Source organism: Micromonospora sp. CNZ299 (assembly GCF_002754415.1).
Map to the genome: position 1 here is coordinate 5,646,467 of NZ_PEFG01000001.1, position 20,125 is coordinate 5,666,591.

The 20,125-nt window shown below is 71.8% G+C and carries 20 protein-coding genes; 9 read left to right on the plus strand and 11 right to left on the minus strand.

Annotated elements, in window-relative coordinates; all coding sequences use genetic code 11:
- Positions 1–15: 15 nt before the first annotated feature.
- From CLT68_RS25720 to CLT68_RS25760, 9 genes are read right to left on the minus strand one after another with little or no spacing between them, the layout of a single operon-like run.
- Positions 16–1,320, minus strand: a complete 1,305-nt coding sequence (locus CLT68_RS25720) for an L-fuconate dehydratase (RefSeq protein ID WP_099854763.1) — start codon at positions 1,318–1,320, stop codon at positions 16–18.
- Positions 1,320–2,159 carry a fumarylacetoacetate hydrolase family protein gene (locus tag CLT68_RS25725; RefSeq protein ID WP_088948833.1) on the minus strand — a complete coding sequence of 280 codons (840 nt, stop codon included), beginning with the start codon at positions 2,157–2,159 and terminating at the stop codon, positions 1,320–1,322. Before CLT68_RS25725 ends, CLT68_RS25720 begins: the two co-directional genes overlap by 1 nt.
- The gene (locus CLT68_RS25730; protein WP_099854765.1) at positions 2,156–2,998 is read right to left on the minus strand and encodes an amidohydrolase family protein; all 843 of its coding nucleotides are present in this window, start codon (positions 2,996–2,998) and stop codon (positions 2,156–2,158) included. Before CLT68_RS25730 ends, CLT68_RS25725 begins: the two co-directional genes overlap by 4 nt.
- The gene (locus tag CLT68_RS25735) at positions 2,995–3,972 is read right to left on the minus strand and encodes an aldo/keto reductase (protein WP_099854767.1); all 978 of its coding nucleotides are present in this window, start codon (positions 3,970–3,972) and stop codon (positions 2,995–2,997) included. Before CLT68_RS25735 ends, CLT68_RS25730 begins: the two co-directional genes overlap by 4 nt.
- Complete coding sequence (locus tag CLT68_RS25740) at positions 3,969–5,501, minus strand: sugar ABC transporter ATP-binding protein (protein ID WP_099854769.1); 1,533 nt, start codon at positions 5,499–5,501, stop codon at positions 3,969–3,971. Before CLT68_RS25740 ends, CLT68_RS25735 begins: the two co-directional genes overlap by 4 nt.
- Positions 5,498–6,448, minus strand: a complete 951-nt coding sequence (locus tag CLT68_RS25745; protein WP_099854771.1) for an ABC transporter permease — start codon at positions 6,446–6,448, stop codon at positions 5,498–5,500. The genes CLT68_RS25740 and CLT68_RS25745 overlap by 4 nt, the downstream gene beginning before the upstream one ends.
- Positions 6,445–7,518, minus strand: a complete 1,074-nt coding sequence (locus CLT68_RS25750) for an ABC transporter permease (RefSeq protein WP_099854773.1) — start codon at positions 7,516–7,518, stop codon at positions 6,445–6,447. The genes CLT68_RS25745 and CLT68_RS25750 overlap by 4 nt, the downstream gene beginning before the upstream one ends.
- Positions 7,515–8,603 carry a mandelate racemase/muconate lactonizing enzyme family protein gene (locus tag CLT68_RS25755; protein ID WP_099857628.1) on the minus strand — a complete coding sequence of 363 codons (1,089 nt, stop codon included), beginning with the start codon at positions 8,601–8,603 and terminating at the stop codon, positions 7,515–7,517. The genes CLT68_RS25750 and CLT68_RS25755 overlap by 4 nt, the downstream gene beginning before the upstream one ends.
- Complete coding sequence (locus CLT68_RS25760) at positions 8,603–9,652, minus strand: sugar ABC transporter substrate-binding protein (RefSeq protein ID WP_199177142.1); 1,050 nt, start codon at positions 9,650–9,652, stop codon at positions 8,603–8,605. Before CLT68_RS25760 ends, CLT68_RS25755 begins: the two co-directional genes overlap by 1 nt.
- Positions 9,653–9,776: 124 nt before the next feature.
- Between CLT68_RS25760 and CLT68_RS25765 the strand changes: the two genes are divergently transcribed.
- From CLT68_RS25765 to CLT68_RS25780, 4 genes are read left to right on the plus strand one after another with little or no spacing between them, the layout of a single operon-like run.
- Positions 9,777–10,496: a GntR family transcriptional regulator gene (locus CLT68_RS25765; RefSeq protein WP_099854777.1), complete on the plus strand. Its 720-nt coding sequence runs from the start codon at positions 9,777–9,779 to the stop codon at positions 10,494–10,496.
- Positions 10,497–10,526: 30 nt separating this feature from the next.
- Positions 10,527–11,237, plus strand: a complete 711-nt coding sequence (locus tag CLT68_RS25770) for a (Fe-S)-binding protein (protein ID WP_099854779.1) — start codon at positions 10,527–10,529, stop codon at positions 11,235–11,237.
- On the plus strand, positions 11,234–12,679 hold the full coding sequence (locus CLT68_RS25775; protein WP_099854781.1) for a LutB/LldF family L-lactate oxidation iron-sulfur protein: 1,446 nt from the start codon (positions 11,234–11,236) through the stop codon (positions 12,677–12,679). Before CLT68_RS25770 ends, CLT68_RS25775 begins: the two co-directional genes overlap by 4 nt.
- A complete protein-coding gene (locus CLT68_RS25780) occupies positions 12,676–13,284 on the plus strand; it encodes a LutC/YkgG family protein (protein WP_486482322.1) in 609 nt (202 codons plus the stop codon). The genes CLT68_RS25775 and CLT68_RS25780 overlap by 4 nt, the downstream gene beginning before the upstream one ends.
- Here CLT68_RS25780 and lspA read toward each other — a convergent pair.
- Positions 13,273–13,773: a signal peptidase II gene (gene lspA, locus CLT68_RS25785; protein ID WP_099854782.1), complete on the minus strand. Its 501-nt coding sequence runs from the start codon at positions 13,771–13,773 to the stop codon at positions 13,273–13,275. The genes CLT68_RS25780 and lspA overlap by 12 nt on opposite strands.
- Positions 13,774–14,007: 234 nt before the next feature.
- On the opposite strand from lspA, the gene CLT68_RS33955 reads away from it, so the two are divergent.
- The 5 genes from CLT68_RS33955 to CLT68_RS25810 are packed head-to-tail and all read left to right on the plus strand — an operon-like array spanning position 14,008 to position 19,141.
- Positions 14,008–15,597 (plus strand): ABC transporter substrate-binding protein, encoded by a 1,590-nt coding sequence (locus CLT68_RS33955; protein ID WP_099854785.1) that lies wholly within the window; start codon positions 14,008–14,010, stop codon positions 15,595–15,597.
- Entirely contained in the window at positions 15,567–16,586 is a 1,020-nt protein-coding gene (locus tag CLT68_RS25795) for an ABC transporter permease (RefSeq protein ID WP_486482323.1), read from the plus strand. Before CLT68_RS33955 ends, CLT68_RS25795 begins: the two co-directional genes overlap by 31 nt.
- Positions 16,579–17,463: an ABC transporter permease gene (locus CLT68_RS25800; protein ID WP_099854787.1), complete on the plus strand. Its 885-nt coding sequence runs from the start codon at positions 16,579–16,581 to the stop codon at positions 17,461–17,463. Before CLT68_RS25795 ends, CLT68_RS25800 begins: the two co-directional genes overlap by 8 nt.
- Positions 17,460–18,464 (plus strand): ABC transporter ATP-binding protein, encoded by a 1,005-nt coding sequence (locus tag CLT68_RS25805; RefSeq protein ID WP_099854789.1) that lies wholly within the window; start codon positions 17,460–17,462, stop codon positions 18,462–18,464. The genes CLT68_RS25800 and CLT68_RS25805 overlap by 4 nt, the downstream gene beginning before the upstream one ends.
- Positions 18,461–19,141, plus strand: a complete 681-nt coding sequence (locus CLT68_RS25810; RefSeq protein ID WP_486482324.1) for an ABC transporter ATP-binding protein — start codon at positions 18,461–18,463, stop codon at positions 19,139–19,141. The genes CLT68_RS25805 and CLT68_RS25810 overlap by 4 nt, the downstream gene beginning before the upstream one ends.
- Before the next feature lie 79 nt (positions 19,142–19,220).
- On the opposite strand, the gene CLT68_RS25815 is transcribed toward CLT68_RS25810, so the two are convergent.
- Positions 19,221–20,120 (minus strand): ABC transporter substrate-binding protein, encoded by a 900-nt coding sequence (locus tag CLT68_RS25815; RefSeq protein ID WP_099854791.1) that lies wholly within the window; start codon positions 20,118–20,120, stop codon positions 19,221–19,223.
- Positions 20,121–20,125 lie beyond the last annotated feature (5 nt).

Here is a 20,125-nt window from a genome sequence, read left to right on the forward strand (position 1 = left end):
GCAGGTCGAGGCTCGTCAGACCCATGCCGGCCCGTCGGGGTACGCGTACCTGGCGAGGCTCTCCGGGCGCATCTCGGCGGAGAACCCAGGGACGCTCGGCACCACGTAGTGCCCGTCGGAGATCACCACCGGGTCGACGAAGTGCTCGTGCAGGTGGTCGACGTACTCGACGACCCGGTCACGGGTGGAGCCGGACACGGCCACGAAGTCGAACATGGACAGGTGCTGGACCAGCTCACAGAGGCCGACTCCCCCGGCGTGCGGGCACACCGGCACCCCGAACTTCGCGGCCAGCAACAGGATGGCGACGTTCTCGTTGACGCCACCCACCCGGCACGCGTCGATCTGCACGACGTCGACGGCGCCGGCCTGCAACAACTGCTTGAACACCACCCGGTTCGCCACGTGCTCGCCGGTCGCGACCCGGATCGGTCCGCCACCGGGTGCGCTGGCCGACAGGGCGGACCGGATCGCCGCGTGGGCGAGCACGTCGTCGGGGCTGGTCGGCTCCTCGATCCACCACGGGTCGTACGGCGCCAGCTCCCGCATCCGGGCGACCGCCTCGGCGACGTCCCAGCGTTGGTTGGCGTCGACGGCGATCCGGATGTCCGGGCCGACCGTTTCGCGGGCGATGCGGAGGCGGCGCACGTCGTCGGCGGCGTCCGCGCCCACCTTCAGCTTGATCTGGGTGAACCCGTCGGCCACCGCCTGCTTGGCCAGCCGGATCACCTTCTCGTCCGGGTAGCCGAGCCAGCCGGGCGACGTCGTGTACGCGGGATATCCCCGCTCGATGAGCCGGACGATCCGCTGGGCCCGACCCGACTGCGCCGCCCGCAGGATCTCCAGCGCCTCGTCGGGGGTCAGCGCGTCGCTGAGGTACCGCCAGTCGACCAGGTCGACGATCTGCTCGGGGCTCAGGTCGGCCAGGTATCGCCAGACCGGTTTGCCCGCCCTCTTGGCGACCAGGTCCCACATCGCGTTGATCACCGCCGCCGTCGCCAGGTGCATCACCCCCTTCTCCGGGCCGAGCCAGCGCAACTGCGAGTCCTGGGTGAGCGAACGGGCGAACGCGCCGAGGTCGACGGTGTCCGGGTCGAGCCCGACCACGTAGGGCACCAGCGCCTCGATCGCCGCCCGGCAGACCTCGTTGCCCCTCCCGATGGTGAAGGTGAACCCGTGCCCGTCCGGCCCGTCGTCGGTGCTCAGCACCAGGTACGCGGCCGAGTAGTCGGGATCCGGATTCATCGCGTCGGAACCGTCCAGGTCACGCGAGGTCGGGAACCGCACGTCGTACGTGTCGACGGAGGTGATCACCGCCATCAGGCGCTCCCGAGCGTGCTGCGCTGCCGGCCGAGACCGTCGATCTCGACCTCCATCACGTCGCCCGCGGCCAGGTACGGGAACCGGCCGGAGAGCGCCACCCCCTGCGGGGTGCCGGTGTTGATGACGTCGCCCGGGTCCAGGACGGTGTACTGCGACAGGTGCCAGACCAGGTACGCCACGTCGAAGATCATGTCCTTGGTGCTGGAGTCCTGTCGGGGCTCGCCGTTGACCCAGGAACGCAGCCGCAGCGCCTGCGGGTCCTCGATCTCGTCGGCGGTGACCAGCCACGGGCCGAGCGGCTGGAACGTCTCACAGGACTTGCCCTTCGACCACTGGCCTCCGGAGACGGCGAGCTGGAAGTCGCGCTCGGAGACGTCGTTGGACAGCGCGTACCCGGCGATGTGCCCGAGGGCGTCGGCCGGCGAGGCGAGGTAACGGGCCCGACGGCCGATCACGACCGCCAGTTCCACCTCCCAGTCGGTCTTCGTCGAGCCACGCGGGATCAGGACGTCGTCGTGGGGGCCGACGACGGTGTTGGGCGCCTTGTAGAAGATGATCGGAGCGGTCGGGGGCTCGGCGCCCGACTCGGCGGCGTGCGCGGCGTAGTTCTGCCCCACGCAGAGGACCACCCCGGGGCGGGCGACCGGCGCGCCGACCCGCTGGCCGGTGATGTCGACCTCGGGCAGGTCGGTGGCCTCCCGTGCCCGCTGGACGCCGTCGCCGGCGAGGAACTCCCCGTCGATGTCGGCGGTGAGCGACGAGAGGTCGAAGTGCCGTCCGTCGACGTACAGCACGGGGCGCTCCCGCCCCACGGGCCCGACGCGCATGAATTTCACGAACCAACCTCCAGTGCATAGGTACAAGTCGCGGTGCCCGCCAGCACGGCGGTCCGCTCGTCGGTCGACAACTCAGCCAGGCAGGCGTCGAGCGCCGTCCACGCCTCGGCGTACGAGGCGACGAGGTCGCAGACGGGCCAGTCGGAGCCGGCCATCAGCCGTTGCGGGCCGAACAGCTCCAGCGCGGTGTCGACGTACGGCCGGATGTCGGCCACCCGCCACCCGGAGCCGGCCTCGGTGAGCAGTCCGGAGAGCTTCGCGACGACGTTGTCGCAGGCGGCCAGGTCGCGCACCGCGGCGCGCCACCCGGCGAGACCATCCGCGTCGATCCGCGGTTTGCCCAGATGGTCGAGGACGAAGGTGACACCGGGAGTGGCCCGGGCCGCCTCGGCGCAGGCGGGCAACTGCCCGAGGTGCACGACCAGGTCGAAGGTCAGCCCAGCGGCCCCGATCGCCGCGAGGGCGGCACGCACGTCGGGACGGGCGAGGTGCCCTGGGTCGGCGACCGCCTGCACCTGGTCGCGGATGCCGACGAGCTTCGTCGCGCCGGGCAGGTCCCGGTAGCCGGCGAGGGTGGCGGGCAGGGCCGGGTCGGTGAGCGACGCCCAGCCGACCACGCCGGCGATGCGGGGGGTGGCGGCGGCGAGGGCGAGGAACTCGGCGGTCTCGGCGGCGTCGCAGCGGCCGGCCTCGACCAGCACCGTCGCCGTCACACCGGCCTCGTCGAGCCGGGGTACGAGGTCGGCGACGGTGTAGTCGCGCCGGATCGACTCGAGGCCCGGTGCGGCGAGCCAGGAACAGTCGGCGGTCCACAGGTGGTGGTGGGCGTCGATGATCACGGGGTTGGCACCTCCTCCGGCAGCAGACCCTCGGCCTTCAGGTCCGCCCACAGCGCGTCCGGAACGTCCCACTCGAACATCGCCACGTTGTCGGCGATCTGCGCCGGGTCCTGGGCGCCGATCACCACGCTCGCGACCGCCGGGTGGCCGAGCGGGAACTGGATCGCCGCGGCACGCAGCGGCACTCCGTGCCGATCGCACACCGACCGGATCGCCGTGGCTCGGCGCAGCAGCCCCGCGTCGGCCGGCCGGTAGTCGTAGTGGGCACCCGGCTTCGGGTCGGCCAGCAGGCCCGAGTTGTAGACCCCGGCGGCGAGGACCGAGATCCCCCTCCGCCGGCACAGCGGCAGCAGCTCGTCGAGGCCGGACTGGTCGAGCAGGGTGTACCGGCCGGCGAGCATGAAGCAGTCGAAGTCGCCAGCGTGGGCCAGCTCGACCAGCGCCGGCGCCTGGTTCATCCCGGCGCCGACCGCGCCGATCTCACCGGCATCGCGCAGCCGCGCCAGCTCCGGGTACGCCTCCGCCGCCGCCTCGGCGAGGTGGTCGTCCGGGTCGTGGATGTGCGCGATGTCGACCCGGTCCAGCCCCAACCGGGCCAGGCTCTCCTCGTGCGAGCGGCGCACCCCGGCGGCGGAGAAGTCGAACCTCGGTGCCAGGTCGGTCGACTCGGCCCAGAACCCCTGCCCGTCGCCGCCGCCGGGGACGAGCAGCCGACCCACCTTGGTGGAGAGGGTGAACTCGCCGCGCGGCTTGCCGGCGAGGACCGCCCCGGCCCGCCGCTCGGAAAGGCCGCAGCCGTAGAGCGGGGCGGTGTCGAAGTAGCGCAACCCGAGGTCCCAGGCCGCCTCGACGGTGGCGTGGGCGACCTCGTCGCCGACGGCGGTGAAGAGGCCGCCGATCGGGGCAAGCCCCAGACCGAGGCGGGTCACCGCCACGTCCGTACGCCCCACTGTCACCTGGTCCGTGGCCCTCACGCCACCACCCCCTGCCCGTCGTGGATGAAGCGGATCACCGACTGGCTCATCCGGTCATAGTCGTGGTCGTTGTCCAGCTCCCCGATGATGGCGAACTCCCGCATCACCGCGATCCGGTCGGCTAGGGTCACCATCTCCGGCAGGTCCGACGAGATCAGCAGGATCGCCATCCCCCGCGCGGCGAGACCGGCGATCAACTCGTGGAAGGCCGCCTTGGTGCGGACGTCGATGCCCACTGTGGGTTCGTCGATGATGAGCACGTCGCAGTCGGCGGCCAACCATTTGGCGAGGCTGACCTTCTGCTGGTTGCCGCCGGAGAGCTGGCCGGCGAGCTGGTCGGGCGAGGCGAGTCGGATGCCCAGCCGGTCCGCGTACTCGTCGACCAGGGACCGCTCCGCCCGGTCCCGGACCAGGCCGAGCCGGGCCAGCTTGCGCCACACCGTCACCGCCGTGTTGCGGGCGACGGTCTGGTCGAGGAAGAGGCCCTCCTCCTTACGGTTCTCGGTGACATAGCCGATCCGGTGCCGGTGCAGGGCGTCGCCCACGTCCCGGATCCGGGCCGGGCGCCCGTGCACCCGCACCTCACCGGCGGTGATCCGGTCGAGGCCGAGGAGCGCCTTGGCCAGTTCGCTGCGGCCGGCACCGACCAGCCCGTACAGGCCGACTATCTCGCCGGGGCGTACGACGAGACTGACGTCGTGGTGGCCGGCGGTGGTCGCGACGTGATCCAGAGCCAGGGCCGGTTCGGTGTCCGCGTCAACGGTGCGCTCGGCGAGGTGCACCTGCTGGTACGCCCGGCCGACCATCAGGTCGACGATCTGCTCGCGGGTGTGGTCGGCGAGGGGCTCGGCCTCGGCGACGCTGCGCCCGTCGCGCAGCACGGTCACCGTGTCGGCGACCGCGAAGACCTCTTCCAGCTTGTGGCTGACCAGCACGGTTGCGTGACCCCGCTCGGACAGTCGGCGCACGATCCCGTAGAGCCGGTCGGCCTCGTCGTTGGTCAGCGAGGCGGTCGGTTCGTCGAGCAGCAGCACCGTCGAGTCGGCCGACAACGCCTTGGCGATCTCCACCAACTGCATCTGGGCCACCGAGAGCCGCGACACCGGCAGGTCGGGGTCCAGGTCGAGGTCGAGCAGGTCGAGGCACCGACGTGCCTCGACGCGCAGCGCCGCCCGGTCGAGCAGGCCGGCGCGCCGGGGCAGGTGTTGCAGGCAGATGTTCTCCGCGACGGTGAACGCCGGGATGAGGTTCCGCTCCTGGTGCACCACACCGATGCCGGCCCGCTGGGCGTCCTGCGGGTTGCCGAGCTGCACCGTACGCAGCTCGCCGTCCGGCCCGGGCAGCCGCAGGAGCCCACCGTCCGGCCGGTACACCCCGGTGAGGATCTTGATCAGGGTGCTCTTGCCGGCGCCGTTCTCGCCGAGCAACGCGTGCACGCTGCCGGCGGTCAGGGTCAGCGTCGCCTCGTCCAGGGCACGCACCCCCGGGAACGTCTTGACCAGGTTCTCCGCGGACAGCACGACGCTCATCGCTGACCTCCGGAGAGCTTGTCGCGGAACTGACCGAGCAGCACCGCGCCGAGGACGACCGCGCCGATGATGAGGTCCACCCACCGCCGGTTGATGTCGAACTGCGACTGGCTCACATCGACCAGCCGGACCAGGAAGGCCGCGAGGACCGTGCCGGTCACGCTGATCATGCCGCCGGCCAGGGCCACCCCGCCGATGATCGGCGCGGCGAAGCTGGGCAGCAGCAGGTCGTCGCCGATCGAGGCGTTCACCGAGCCGAAGGCGGCCACCACGATCACGGCGGCGAACCCGGCCAGCAGCCCGGACAGGGTGTGGGCCAGCACCAGCGCCCGGTCGTTGGAGATGCCCGACAACCGGGCCGCGAACGGGTTGCCGCCGGAGGCGAGCAGGTGCCGCCCCGGCACGGTACGACGGAAGAAGAGCGCGACCGCGACCGCGATGGCGACCGCCAGCAGGAACACCACGGGCACCCCCGCCAGGGACGCCTGCCCGAACTCCCGCAGCCCGGGTGAGTAGCCCTGGTAGGTGCCGGTGCCATTCACCCCGTACCGCAGCCCTTCGAGGATCGTCATGGTGGCGAGGGTGACGATGAACCCGTTGATCCGGGTGAAGATCACCAACAGGCCGTTGACCAGGCCGACGGTGGCGCCGAGGGCCAGCGCGGCGAGCACCGCGACCGGGGCCGGCAGACCAGCGTCGATCATCAGCCAGCCCGAGGCCACCGCGCAGAACCCGGTGAGCACGCCCACCGAGAGGTTCATCTGACCGACGGCGAGCACCACCATCTGGGCCAGGCCGATGACGATCGGCAGGGCGAGGAAGCGCAGGAACGCGTCCAGCGTGCCGGCGGTGAGCAGGTTGAAGTCGGTGGCGACCGCGAGCGCGGCGAACCCGAGGGCGGCGATCACCGCGAGGGTGAACTCGTTGGTCCGGATCAGGCTCTTCATGATGTCGACACCGCCCTTCGCTCGGCGATCACGGCTCGCAGCCGGTCCAGCGACAGCGCCGCGAGCAGGACCAGTCCGATGTAGAGCTTCAGCTCCTCCAGGGAGAACTGGAGCAGGTTGAGGCCCTTGTAGATGACCTGGGTGAGGGTGGCGCCGAGTGCGGTGCCGAGCACGCTGACCGCGCCACCGGCGAGCAGTGTGCCGCCGAGCACCGGGGCCAGGAACGACGGCAGCAGGAACGACTCCCCGATGTTGGCGGAGAAGGCCCCGTTGTTGGCGGCCAGCAGGAACCCGGCCAGTGCGGCGAGCAGCCCGCTCACCGCGTGCGCGGCGACGATCCGACGGTGTGTGGGGATGCCGGACAGCTCGGCGGCGACCGTGTTGGAGCCCGTCATCAGGATCTCCCGACCCAGCCGGGCATGCCGGAACAGCAGCCCGACGCCGAGCGCCGCCGCGACCGCGATCGGCACGACCAGCGGGATCCGGGGTCCGCAGACGTCCCCCATGCAGTAGTCGGCGAAGGTGTCGAAGCGCAGGGCGGACAGCCCGCTGGGCTGCACCGCGAACGACACCCCGCCGGTGGCCCACGTGTAGAGGATGGTGACCAGGCCCAGCAGCCCGAAGTCGAGCGCGAGGGTCACCACGAAGGAGTTGACGCCGGTCTTGGCGATGAGCAGGCCTGCGAGCGCGCCGATGCCCGCCCCGACGGCGAGGCCCACCAGCAGCCCGACCAGCAGGGGTACGCCGAGCCGGTCGTAGACCAGGCCCATCGCGAAGGTGGACAGCGCGGCCATCCGGCCGACCGCCATGTTCATGTGCCCGAGTGAGAGCACGGCGAGCTGGGCGAGACCGACCACGACGTACACGCTGATGTCGGCCTGTAGCGGCGCGAGGGTGAGCCGGGGGTCGAGGAACGCGGGGGTCAGCGACGAGAAGAGCACGACCAGCACGGCGATGACGATGAGCAGGCCGAGTCGGGGGTTCGCCCAGACCGGCAGGACCCGGGTGGGAGGCCGGGCCTCGGCGGCCGGAGGCGCTGCCGGCGCCTCCGGCGCGGTTTCGGTCTTCACGCCACCCTCCTGTCCTCGATCGCGTCGCGGTCCCAGTCGATGCCGAGGCCGGCCTCGCTCGGGGCGAGCGCGTGGCCGTCGACGATCGCGACCTCGGTCCGGGTGATCGCGCGCAGTTGCGGGATGTGCTCGACGTAGCGGCTGTTGGGCACGGCCGCGCAGAGGCTCACGTGCAGCTCCATGAGGAAGTGCGGGCAGACCACCACGTTGCACGCCTCGGCCAGGTGCGCGACCTTCAGCCACGGTGTGATGCCACCGATCCGCGCGACGTCGACCTGGACGATGCCGGCGGCCTGGCGACGCAGATACTCGGCGAACTGGCCGATGGAATACAGCGACTCCCCCACTGCGACGGGGATGCTGGTCGCGCGGGCGAGCAGCTCGTGCCCGGCGACGTCGTCGGCCGGCAACGGCTCCTCGAACCAGGCGACCTGGTGCGGTTCGAGCAGCCGGGCCCGGCGGATCGCCTCCGCTGCGGTCAGGGACTGGTTGGCGTCGACCATCACGTCGAAGTGGTCGCCCAGGGCCGCCCGGACCGCGCCGATCCGCGCCGCGTCCTCGGCCGGGTTCGGCTTGCCCACCTTGAGCTTGACGCCGGGCCAGCCGGCCGCCTGGGAGACCTTCGCGCCGGCGACCAGCTCGTCCTCGGTGAGGTGCAGCCAGCCGCCCTCCGTGTCGTACAACGGGATGCGGTCCTTGGCGCCGCCGGCGAGCACCCACAGGGGCAGGCCGGCGGCTCGGGCGCGCAGATCCCACAGCGCGGTGTCGACCGCGGCGAGCGCCAGCGAGGTGACGGCGCCGACGGTGGTGGCCCGGGTGGCGGCGTGCAGGTCACGCCAGATCGCCTCCACCCGCGCGGCGTCGCGGCCGACCAGGTGTGGCAGCAGGTAGTCGCGCAGCAGCGCGAGCACCGCGGTGCCGCCGGTCCCGATCGTGTACGAGTAGCCCGTGCCGTGCCCGCCGTCGGCCGTGCGTACCTCGACGAAGACCGTCTCCTGCTTGAGGAACGACTGCACAGCGTCGGTGCGGACGGTCTCGACGGGGATGTCGACGAGGTACGCCTCGGCCTTCGTGATCTTCGACATCAGTTGCACTTGAGCAGGTCGCCGTCGAACTTCTTCCGCAGTTCCTCGGTGGTCGCGGTGCGGTCGGCCTCGTAGCCGTCCAGCTTGTCCCTGGTCACCACGAACGAACCGGAGTCGATCGTCACGCCGGGCTCGGAGATCGTGCAGCCGCCGCTGAGCTTCATCAGCGCGTACGAGCCGACCCGGGCCTGGCCGACCGGGTTCTGCAGGACGGTGGCTGCCACCGATCCGCCCCGCAGTCCGTCGAGGACCGCCGGGTCGTCGTCGATGGCGATCACCTTGATGGGCAGCTTCGACTGGCGTACGCCCTCGGCGGAGGCGACCGCCGGGTTGTAGGCGGTGTTCACGATCGCCTGGATCTGGCGACCCTTGGCGGCGAGCAGGTCGGCCACCGCCTTCTGGGCGCTCTGGAGGTCCTTGTCGATGTCGGTGACGCTCTGGACGAGCACCACCTTGCCGCCGGTCTCAGCGACCGCCTTCTCCACGCCCTTGATCCGGCGCTGGGTGTTGGAGTCGACCTTGTTGCCGGTCAGGTGCACCAGGTTGCCCTGGCCACCCATGGCGTCGATGGCGGCCTTGGCGCCCTTGTACGCGGCGACCTCGACGTCGGTGGAGAGACAGAAGTCGGCCTTGTTGGCCCCGGCGGGGCACGACGCCAGGGAGCCGACGGCGAAGCCCTGCCGCTTGAGGTCCTCGAAGGTGGAGTTGATGTTGTCCGGCGAGACGCCGAAGACGCCGAAGGCGTTGTAGCCCTGTGCGGCCAGGGACTTGAGCACGTCGTTCTGTTTGGTCTGGTCCCAGCCGGCCGTCTCGTTGAAGGTGACGTCGCCGAGCGAGAGCTCCGATTTCGCGGCGGCTCCGGCGTCCTTCCAGGGCTGGAAGTACGGGTGCGAACCGCCGGGCACCAGCGCGACCTTGACCTGGGCTGGTTCCCGGCCGCCGGCTTCGGTGTCGGTGGTGTCGCTCTTCTTGGTGCAGGCCACTGTGGTCGTGGCGAGGGCCAGGACGGTGAGGCCCGAGCCGATCCGGGACAGCATTCTGCGCGACATGTTCGTCTCCTCGGGGGCGGTGGTGGTGAGACGGCGGCGGGGGAACCTATTTCCTATAGGATGTTGCTTTGCTAGTGTGTACTCGCTCACGCCAGCACAGTCAAGGGGTTGCTTAGGAGACGAGATGGCCCAGCAGGAAGCACGCGAGGGTCGACTCCGTCCCGCCCGTCGGCTCACCCTCAGCGAGGACGTCTACGAGTCGATAAAGACCCTGGTGATGGACCACATCCTTCCCCCCGGGGAGCGGGTCAACATAGACGCCCTCGCCCGTGAGCTGGACGTCTCCCCCACACCGGTCCGCGAGGCACTCGCCCGGTTGGAAGCCGACGGACTGGTCCGCAAGCGCCCCCTGTCCGGCTACACCACCACGCCCCTGCTGAGCCGCGCCGAGTTCGACGACCTGTTCGACGTCCGCCTGCTGCTGGAGGGCGCCACCGCCGGCCGGGCCGCCACACACGCCTCCACCGAGGAACGACAGCGGATCACCGCCGAGGCCGCGGCGAGCATCGATGTGGAGGCCGGCGACGGTTACCGCCGACACGCCGCCTTCACCGCGCTGGACGCGAGATTCCACGACCTGATCGCCGAGGTCGCCGGCAGCCCCCTGCTGCGCGACAGCGTCACGCGGCTGCACTCGCACCTGCACCTGCACCGGCTGTACTTTCCGGTCACCGGCGCTCCGGACACCAACACCGAGCACCAACGCATCGCCGCCGCCATCGCCGCGGGTGACTCCGAGGCGGCCGCCGAGGCGATGCGGGCCCACCTGACCGCCGCCCGGGAGCGCCACCTGCCCGCCTTCGACCAGCTTGCCGACCCCGGAACACCGCGCGACCCGGTGTGATCCCGCCCCCGACACACGTGAGGAGTCGCCATGCGCATCGCCCTCTTCATCACCTGCGTCAACGACGTCGCCTACCCGGCCACCGGCATCGCGGTCACCCGCATCCTGCGGCGGCTCGGCCACACCGTCGACTTCCCCACCCGCCAGACCTGTTGCGGGCAGATGCACGCCAACACGGGCTACCGCGCCGAGGCGATGCCGATGGTGCGCAACTACGTCGACGTCTTCGACGGCTACGACGCCGTCGTCGTGCCGTCCGGGTCGTGCACCGCGATGATCCGCGACCAGTACCCGCACCTGCACCCGCCCGCCGCGTCGGTGGCCGCCCGCACCTACGAGCTGTCCGAGCTGCTCGTCGACGTCCTCGGCGTCACCGACGTCGGCGCCGAGTTCCCCGAGACGGTCACCTACCACCCCACTTGCCACGGCCTGCGGATGCTGCGGTTGGGTGACCGGCCGCTGCAACTGTTGCGTCAGGTTCGCGGCATCCGGCTGGTCGAGCTGGCCGACGCCGAGGAGTGCTGCGGTTTCGGCGGCACGTTCGCCCTGAAGAACCCGGACGTTTCCACCGCGATGCTCACCGACAAGTGCGCCCGGGTCAGTGAGACCGGAGCGCAGGTGCTCGCCGCCGCCGACAACTCCTGCCTGGCGCACATCGGGGGCGGCCTGGACCGCCACCGGTCGGGCGTGCGGGCCGTGCACTACGCCGAGATCCTCGCCGCGACGGGAGCCGCCTCATGAACCGTCCGGTCGCACCGGCCACCGGCAGCGGACGCATCCGCACGCCACTGCCCTTCCCGACCGCGGCCAGACCGGCCGTCGCCGACACCCAACTGCGCGCCAACCTGCACCGGGCCACCCGCACCATCCGGGACAAACGCGCCCGGGTCGTCGACGAGGTACCCGACTGGGAGGCTCTCCGCGACGCCGGCTCCGCGATCAAGGCGGACGTCCAACGCCGGTTGCCCGAGCTGCTGGAGCAGTTCGAGGCGTCCGCCACCGCTGCCGGCGCCACAGTGCACTGGGCCCGGGACGCGGCCGAGGCCTGCCGGATCGTGGTCGAGCTGACCCGGGCCACCGGGGCCGACGAGGTCGTGAAGGTCAAGTCGATGGCGACCCAGGAGATCGAGCTCAACGAGGCGCTGGAGGCGGCCGGGATCGCCGCGTACGAGACCGACCTGGCCGAGCTGATCGTGCAGCTCGGCGACGACACGCCCTCGCACATCCTGGTGCCGGCGATCCACTACAACCGGGCGCAGATCCGGGAGATCTTCCAGCGTCGAATGCCCGACGTGCCGGCCGACCTCAGTGACGAGCCGTCCGCGTTGGCCGAGGCGGCCCGCGCGCATCTGCGCCGACGTTTCCTCTCGGCCCGGGTGGCCGTGTCCGGCGCCAACTTCGCCATCGCCGACACCGGCACGTTGGTGGTCGTGGAGTCCGAGGGCAACGGGCGGATGTGCCTCACCCTCCCGGAGACGCTGATCAGCGTCGTGGGCGTCGAGAAGCTGCTGCCGACCTTCACCGACCTGGAGGTCTTCCTGCAACTGCTGCCGCGGTCGTCGACCGGTGAGCGGATGAACCCGTACACCTCGCTGTGGACGGGCGTCACCCCCGGTGACGGGCCACAGGACGTGCACGTGGTGCTGGTCGACAATGGACGCTCCGCGGTGCTGGCCGACCCGGTCGGGCGGCCGGCGCTGTCGTGCATCCGCTGCTCGGCCTGCCTGAACGTCTGCCCGGTGTACGAGCGGGCCGGCGGGCACGCGTACGGCTCGGTGTATCCGGGGCCGATCGGGGCGATCCTGTCACCTCAGTTGACCGGCGTGGCCGACAACGCGTCCCTGCCGTACGCGTCGACCCTCTGCGGCGCCTGCTACGACGTGTGTCCCGTGAAAATCAACATTCCGGAGATCCTGGTCCACCTCCGCCAGCAGGCACCGCATCCGCTGGCCGAACGCGCCACCATGGGCGTCCTGTCGTGGGTGATGCGCAACCCTCGGCGCTGGGCCGCCGCCCTGCGTCTGGCCCGGACCGGCGCGGGTCCCCTCGGGGCGTACCGCGAACGGCGCACCGGCGCTCGGACGCTGCGCCGGCTGCCCTGGCCCGTCTCCGCGTGGACCCGGTCGCGTGACCTGCCGCTGCCCGCGGCGCAGACCTTCCGAGAATGGTGGGGAAAGCAGTGACCGCACGTGACGAGATCCTGGCGCGGCTCCGCACGGCCCTGGCCGACGACCCGCCGCCCGTGGAGGTGCCCCGCCGGTACCGCCGGGTCGGTGACCGCCCCGACCCGGTCGCCATCCTCGTCGACCGGCTGGAGGACTACCGGGCGGTCGTCCATCACGGCATCGGCTCTCTGCCCGGGCTGCTGGCCGGGGTGGACCGGCTCGCCGTGCCCGTCGACGTCCCCGCCGGCTGGCTGACCGGCTACGCCGGGCAGGTGCACCGCGACGCTCCCCCGCTGACACCGGCCGACCTCGACGCGATGGACGCGGTCCTGACCGGCTGCGCCGTGGCGGTCGCCGAGACGGGCACCATCATCCTCGACGCCGGCCCGGCACAGGGGCGACGAGCGCTCACCCTGGTGCCCGACCGGCACATCTGCGTCGTCCGCGCCGACCAGGTCGTCGGCCTGCTGCCGGAGGCGCTGACCCGGCTGGACCCGCGCGCGGCACAGACCTGGATCTCGGGCCCGTCCGCGACCAGCGACATCGAGCTCAACCGGGTCGAGGGTGTGCACGGGCCGCGCCGGCTGGAGATCGTGCTGGTCGGCGGCAACTCAGGAGCGTGACGCCACCTGCTCGTCGCCTGACGGGGTCTCCTCCCGCAGCGGGATGCCCCGCAGGTTCAGCACCATGACGACACCCACGCCGACCACCAGCGCGACGTCGGCGACGTTGCCGACGAAGAACCCCGCGTAGTCGATGAAGTCCACCACGTGCCCCCGGGCGAACCCCGGCTCGCGGAACAGACGGTCCAGCAGGTGGGTCGTCGCGCCGCCGAGCACCAGCCCCAACGCCACCGCCCAGGCGCGCGACGTGACCCGCAACGCCACGACCGTCACCGCGACCACCGCCGCGGCCGCGAACACCGCGAAGATCCAGGTGTACGCGGCGCCGATCGAGAACGCGGCACCCGGGTTGTAGACGAGTCGCAGTTGCAGCAGCTCACCGACGACGGTGACGGTCTGCCCGTCGGACAGTGCGGACTCGGCCCAGTACTTGGTGAGCTGATCCGCGGCGAGCACCACAGCAGCGATCAACACGACGGCGCGAAACATCCCGGAACCCTAGCCGCTCGACCTCGACCGTCACCAGCGTCGGATGGCTCCGGGCACCAGTGGGGCGAGGGCGGTCAGCCGCGGCGTGAACAGCGAGTTGATCAACTGCATAATGCCGGAGTGTGGCAATTGCAAAACACTGGCAACTGTGTCACCGTGATGATCAACGGCTGCGGCGCCACGCCCACCCGACCACGACTTCTTCCCCCACCACAGGAGAGTTCTGTGACCCGGATGCGTCCGACCTTCCGGCGCCTCGTGGCGTCTACCGCAGCGGCCGGGATGCTCGTCCTCGCCGCCTGCTCGGCCACGACCACCTCCGAGGGCCCGGCCGGCGGCACGACGCTGGTCGTCGCCACCTCCGACGAGCCGGACGCGTTGAACCCGGTGCTCAACTACGGCGTCGACGGCGCCGCGCTGATCTTCGACGGGCTCGTCTCCCGCGACAGCGACAACCGACTCGTCCCCGGCCTGGCAGCGGCGTTGCCGACGGTGGCACCCGACGGGCGGACCGTGACCGCGAAGCTCCGCGAGGGCGTGCTGTTCCACGACGGCACCGCGCTGACCGCAAAGGACGTCGTCTTCACGTACCAGGCCGTCCTGGATCCGACTGTCGACTCGACGCTGCGCTCCGACCTGGACATGGTGGAGTCGGTGACCGCACCCGACCAGGGGACGGTCGTGTTCAGACTGCGCTACCCGTACGCGCCGTTCCTGCAACGGCTCACCCTCGGCATCGTGCCGGCCACGCTGCTCAGCGGGCAGGACATCAACACCGCCGGGTTCAACCGGAAGCCGGTCGGGACCGGGCCGTACGCCGTCGAGTCCTGGACGCCGGGCGACCGGCTGGTGCTCACGGCCAACGAGCGCTACTTCGGTGGCCGGCCGGCGAACAACCGGGTCGTGGTCGCGTTCGTCGCCGACGACAACGTCCGCGCCCAGCGGATGCGCGCCGGGGAGTTCGACGCCGCCGAGTTGCCGCCGAAGCTCGCATCCGCCTTCGACCAGGACACCACGTACCGGGTGCAGCGGGTGCCGACCGCCGACTACCGCGGCGTGATGCTGCCGACGGGCAACCCGGTCCTCGCCGACCCGGCGGTCCGCCGTGCGCTCAACCTGGCCGTCGACCGGTCCGCGATGGTGTCCGGCATCCTCGGCGGCGCCGGCGAACCGGCGTTCGGGCCGATCCCCCCGACCTCCGAGTTCGCCGATCCCACTGTCGTCGGCGCGCCGACCGCCGACCCGACGGCCGCTGCGGCGCTGCTCGACGCCGCCGGCTGGACGCCCGGTCCGAACGGGGTACGCGCCAGGGACGGGCGGCCGGCCCGGTTCACGCTGATGTACCCGGCGAGCGACACCCTGCGCAAGGACCTGGCCCTCGCGGTGACCGCCGACGCGAAGAAGATCGGCATCGAGGTGACCCCGGCGGGGCTCACCTGGGACGCCATCGACCCACGGATGAAGTCCGACGCCCTGCTGATGGGCTATGGCACGCCGTACGACCCGGACTTCGTCTCGTACAAGCTGTTCGGCTCGAAGTTCGCCGGGCAGGGCTACTTCAACCCCGGCTCGTACCGCTCCGAGGTGGTGGACCGGGCCCTGCAGAACGGCCGGGACCAGATCGACCCGGCGCTGCGCAAGGCCGCGTACACGCAGTTCCAGAAGCAGCTCGCGGCCGACGTGCCGTGGCTGTTCCTCACCTACCTGCGGCACACGTACGTGCTGAAGGCCTCGGTGCGGGGGGTGGCCCCCCGGGTCGAGGCGCACGAGCACGGGGTGGCGAACAGCATCTGGTGGAACATCGACACCTGGACCCGGTCGTGACCCGCTCCGGCCGACTGGCCGGGGCCGGAGCGGTGATCCGACGCCGACTCCTCGTCGCCGTGCCGGTGCTCGCCGCGACCAGCATCGGGATGTTCGCCCTCGGCGCCGCGTCGCCGGTCGACCCCGCGAAACAGTACGCGGGCGCTGCGGCCTTCACCGCCACCGAGGAGAACCTGGCGCAGATCCGCGCCAACTGGGGTGTCGACGACCCGCTGCCGGTGCAGTACCTGCGCTGGATCGGCAACCTCGTCCAGGGCGACCTGGGCTGGTCGACCAGTCGACACGAGCCGGTCGCCTCGGTGCTCGCCGCCCGGGCCGGCTGGACGCTGCTGCTGATCGGCGTGAGCCTCGCCCTCGTCCTGGTCGCGAGCCTGCTGCTGGGCGCGCTGGCCGCGTACCGCCGGGGTGGGCTCTTCGACCGCGCGTTGCGGACGGCGGCCTACGCGGTCCAGTCGATGCCGGTGTTCTGGTTGGGTCTGGCCGCGATCGCCGTGTTCGCGCTGGCCCTGGGATGGTTACCGGCCGGCGGGCTCACCGACGTCACCGCGACCGGCACGTCCTGGTCCGACGTGGCCCACCACCTGATCCTGCCGGTCGGCGTGCTGGCCGTGTCCCAGGCCCCGTGGTTCGTGCTGTTCGTCCGGGACGCGGTCGCGGAGAGCATGCGCGACGACCACGTGCTCGCGGCCCGCGCCCGCGGCCTGCCGGGACGGACGGTGCTGTTCGGGCACGCGTTGCGGACCGCGCTGCTGCCGTTTCTCACCCTGGTCGGCACGCATCTGCCCGAGCTGGTCGGCGGGGCGGTGCTGGTCGAGACGGTCTTCTCGCTGCCGGGCCTCGGCGCCGTCACGGTCGCCGCCGCTCTGGGCAGCGACTTCCCGCTGCTGGCGGCGATCACGCTGGTCACCACCGCTGTGGTGCTGGCCGCGAACCTCGCGACCGACCTCGCCTACGCCGCCGCCGACCCGAGGGTACGACTCGATGGCTGACCTCGCTGCCCGACCGGCGCTGCTCCGGATCGCCCGGTCCCGACTGCGGCTGCGGCCCGGCCAGGCCGGAGTCGTCACTGCCGGCCTCGTGCTCCTCGTCGCCGTCGTCGGTTCGCTTCTCGCCCCGCTCGTCTGGCCGCTGGACCAGAGCGCTGTCGCGTTGGGCCAGACCCGTTTGGCGCCGTCCTGGGCGCACCTCGCCGGCACCGACGACCTCGGCCGAGACGTGGCACACCGTGCCGTCTACGGGCTGCGGGTCTCGCTGCTCGTCGGTGCCGTCGCCGCGCTCGTCGCCACCGTCCTCGGCGGTGTGGTGGGCGGGATCGCCGGCACGCTCGGCGGCCGGGTGGACCGGATCCTGATGCGGATCGTGGACACCATCGCCGCGATGCCGCACCTGCTGCTGGGCATCTTCATCGTCGCCATGCTGCGTCCCAGCCTTGGCGCGGTGATCGCCTCCGTCGGGCTCACCCACTGGCTCTCCACCGCCCGCATCGTCCGATCCGAGTTGCTGAGCCTTCGTACCCGGCCATTCGTCGACGCCGCCATCAACGGCGGAGCCGGTCGGGGTCGGGTCCTGATGCGACACCTCCTGCCGCACGTGCTGCCCCGACTGGCGCTGGCCACCACCCTGATGATCCCGCACGCGGTGTGGCACGAGACCGCGCTGTCGTTCCTCGGCCTGGGGCTGCCACCGCACCTCGCCTCCCTGGGAAACATGATCAATGACGGTCAGGGGTCGCTGCTGACCGGCGCCTGGTGGGCCAGTCTGGCGCCGGGGGCGGTCATCGTCGTCGTCACCCTCGCCATCGCGGTCCTCGCCGCCCGCTGGCGCGACCGCCTCGACCCCCGGGTCCGAGCGGAGCTGCACCTGTGACCACCACCGAACGCCTCACCGCCCCGGCACCGGACCGCGCCGCCGTGCGTCGCCCGCTGCTCGCAGTGGACGGCCTCGGCGTCCAGTTCCGGCTCCGCGACACCAGCGTGCACGCCGTCACCGACCTCAACCTCACCGTACGGGCCGGCGAACTGCTGGCCATCGTCGGTGAGTCCGGCTGCGGCAAGTCCGTGCTCGCCCACGCCCTGCTCGGCCTGTTGCCGGGCAACGCCACGATCACCGGCCACGCCGTCCTGCACGACCCGGACGCCGACCCGGTCGACCTGGTCACCTGCGGTCAGCGCCACCTGGCCCGCCGAGTACGCGGTCGCCGGGTCGGCCTGGTGCCGCAGAGCCCGGCCACCGCGCTGAACCCGGTCCGCACCGGACGACGACTGCTCACCGAGACGCTGCGGGCGCACGGCCGGGCCCGCGAGGACTGCGACCGGCTCGCGGTCGACGTCGGGCTCGACCCGGCCGACCTGGACCGCTACCCGCACGAACTCTCCGGCGGCATGGCGCAGCGCCTGGTCACCGCGCTCGCGCTGGCACCGGACCCGTCGCTGCTCATCGCCGACGAGCCCACCACCGGCCTCGACCGCCCGCTGGTGGACCACACCCTCGATCTGCTGCGCCGCCGCTGCGACGACGGCTCGGCCGTCGTGCTCATCACCCACGACCTGGCCGCCGCGCAGCGGGTCGCCGACACCGTCGCCGTCATGTACGCCAGCCACATCGTGGAGCACCGGGACGCCGACCAGCTCTTCACCGCACCAACCCACCCGTACGCGGCGGCGCTGCTCGACGCCCTGCCGGACCGCGCCTTCCGGCCGGTGCCGGGCGACCCGCCGATGCTCACCGCGCTGCCTCCGGGGTGCGCGTTCGCGCCCCGCTGCCCACGCCGCACCGACACCTGCGCGAGCCAGCCACCGCCGACACCGCTCGCCCGTGGTGGCACGGTCGCCTGCCACCACCCGATCACCACCGGAGTCGTCACGTGACCAGCTCGCCGCGTCTGCTCGCCGACGAGGTGACCGTCGGGTACGGCCGGCAGGTCGTGCTCGACGGCGTCACGCTGCGCATCGACCGGGGCGAGACGGTCGGACTTCGCGGCCCGTCCGGCTGCGGCAAGTCGACACTGGTCCGGGTCCTGGCGCTCCTGCACCGCCCCGACCACGGCCGGGTCAGCATCGACGGCACCCCGGTCGGCGGTGTGCGCTACGCCGTGCCGGTCGACCTGCGGACCCGCGTCGCCGTGCTCTTCCAGAGCCCTCGCGCCGCCGCCGATCCCCGGCTGAGCCTCGACGACCTGATCGCCGAACCGCTGCGCGCGATCCGAACGCCCGAGCCGACCGTCCGCGAGCGGGTAGCCGAACTCACCGACCTCGTCGGTCTCACCCCGGACCTGCGCGGCCGGCGGCCACACGCGGTGTCCGACGGGCAACTGCAACGCGCCTGCCTCGCCCGGGCGCTCGTACACCGCCCCGACTACCTGCTCTGCGACGAGGCCACGGCGATGCTCGACGCCTCGACCCAGGCGCACGTCGCCGCCGTCATCAGCGACTACCAGCGGGCGCAACACGCCGGAGTCCTGGTCGTGACCCACGACCAGATCCTGCTGGACCGCTGGGCCGACCGGATCGTCGACCTGGCCGCTACAGCGGGGGTACGCGCCTGACCCTCCGTGCGTTGCGAATGCTGGCGGCAACGGGTGATCGGCATCGGAGGTCCGCCCCCGCCACTCGGGCGCGGCAGCGTCAGCCGACGTCGAGGGGCACCCGCCGAGCGCGGGAGTCGGGGCGGCCGCCGAGGATGCCGGCGAGGATCTCCGCGCCGTCGACGACCCTCGGGCCGGGGCGGTTGAAGTAGGCAGGCCCGTCGACCACCCACACCTGCCCCTGACGGACCGCAGGCAGGTCCGCCCAACCGGGTTGCGCGGTCGCCACCGACAACTCGTCGAAGGTTCGCTCGGGCGTGAACCCGCACGGCCCGAACACCACCACCTCGGGAGCCAGGTCCGCGACCACCGACCACCGCTGCGGGGTGCTGTGCGCACCCGGTCCGAGCAGCAGAGACCGCCCACCCGCGTAGGTGATCTGCTCCGGTACCCAGTGCCCGCCAGGCATCAACGGGTCGAGCCACTCGACGAACAGCACCGTCGGCGCGCCGGGCACCGGCCCCGGCAACGCGGCGAGGCGACGCCCGGCGTCGGCTCGGATCTCCGCCGCCCTGCCTTCGGTGCCGGTCAGCGCGGCCACGGCATCGACAGTGTCCAGGATCCCGTCGATGGTCCTCGCCTCCAGGGACATCACCCTGGTGTCGAGATCGATCAGACCAACCGCGTCGTTGACCCGCTGGTAGGAGACCGCACACACGTCGCACAGATCCTGGGTCAGGATCAGATCCGGCTTCAACCCCTCCAGCATGGCGACGTCGAGCTGGTATAACGACGATCCTCGGTGCGCGTCACCGGCGATCGCCGCCGAGATCTCCCGGCTCGTCAAGGTCTCCGGCAGGGACGTCGCGGTCACCGCCGGGATGTCGGCCAAGGCCCCCGGCGGCCAGTCACACTCGTGGGTACGGCCGACCAGTTGCCCGGTCAGGCCAAGCGTGGCCACGATGTCCGTGGCCGCCGGCAGCAGGGAGACGATTCGCACGTCCG

Excerpts from the sequence above, each read along its gene's own strand:
- CLT68_RS25720 (WP_099854763.1), bottom strand. The coding sequence starts at position 1,320 with ATGGCGGTGATCACCTCCGTCGACACGTACGACGTGCGGTTCCCGACC.
- CLT68_RS25740 (WP_099854769.1), bottom strand. The coding sequence starts at position 5,501 with ATGAGCGTCGTGCTGTCCGCGGAGAACCTGGTCAAGACGTTCCCGGGG.
- CLT68_RS25745 (WP_099854771.1), bottom strand. The coding sequence starts at position 6,448 with ATGAAGAGCCTGATCCGGACCAACGAGTTCACCCTCGCGGTGATCGCC.
- CLT68_RS25755 (WP_099857628.1), bottom strand. The coding sequence starts at position 8,603 with ATGTCGAAGATCACGAAGGCCGAGGCGTACCTCGTCGACATCCCCGTC.
- CLT68_RS25760 (WP_199177142.1), bottom strand. The coding sequence starts at position 9,652 with ATGTCGCGCAGAATGCTGTCCCGGATCGGCTCGGGCCTCACCGTCCTG.
- CLT68_RS25765 (WP_099854777.1), top strand. The coding sequence starts at position 9,777 with ATGGCCCAGCAGGAAGCACGCGAGGGTCGACTCCGTCCCGCCCGTCGG.
- CLT68_RS25770 (WP_099854779.1), top strand. The coding sequence starts at position 10,527 with ATGCGCATCGCCCTCTTCATCACCTGCGTCAACGACGTCGCCTACCCG.
- CLT68_RS25775 (WP_099854781.1), top strand. The coding sequence starts at position 11,234 with ATGAACCGTCCGGTCGCACCGGCCACCGGCAGCGGACGCATCCGCACG.
- lspA (WP_099854782.1), bottom strand. The coding sequence starts at position 13,773 with ATGTTTCGCGCCGTCGTGTTGATCGCTGCTGTGGTGCTCGCCGCGGAT.
- CLT68_RS33955 (WP_099854785.1), top strand. The coding sequence starts at position 14,008 with ATGCGTCCGACCTTCCGGCGCCTCGTGGCGTCTACCGCAGCGGCCGGG.
- CLT68_RS25800 (WP_099854787.1), top strand. The coding sequence starts at position 16,579 with ATGGCTGACCTCGCTGCCCGACCGGCGCTGCTCCGGATCGCCCGGTCC.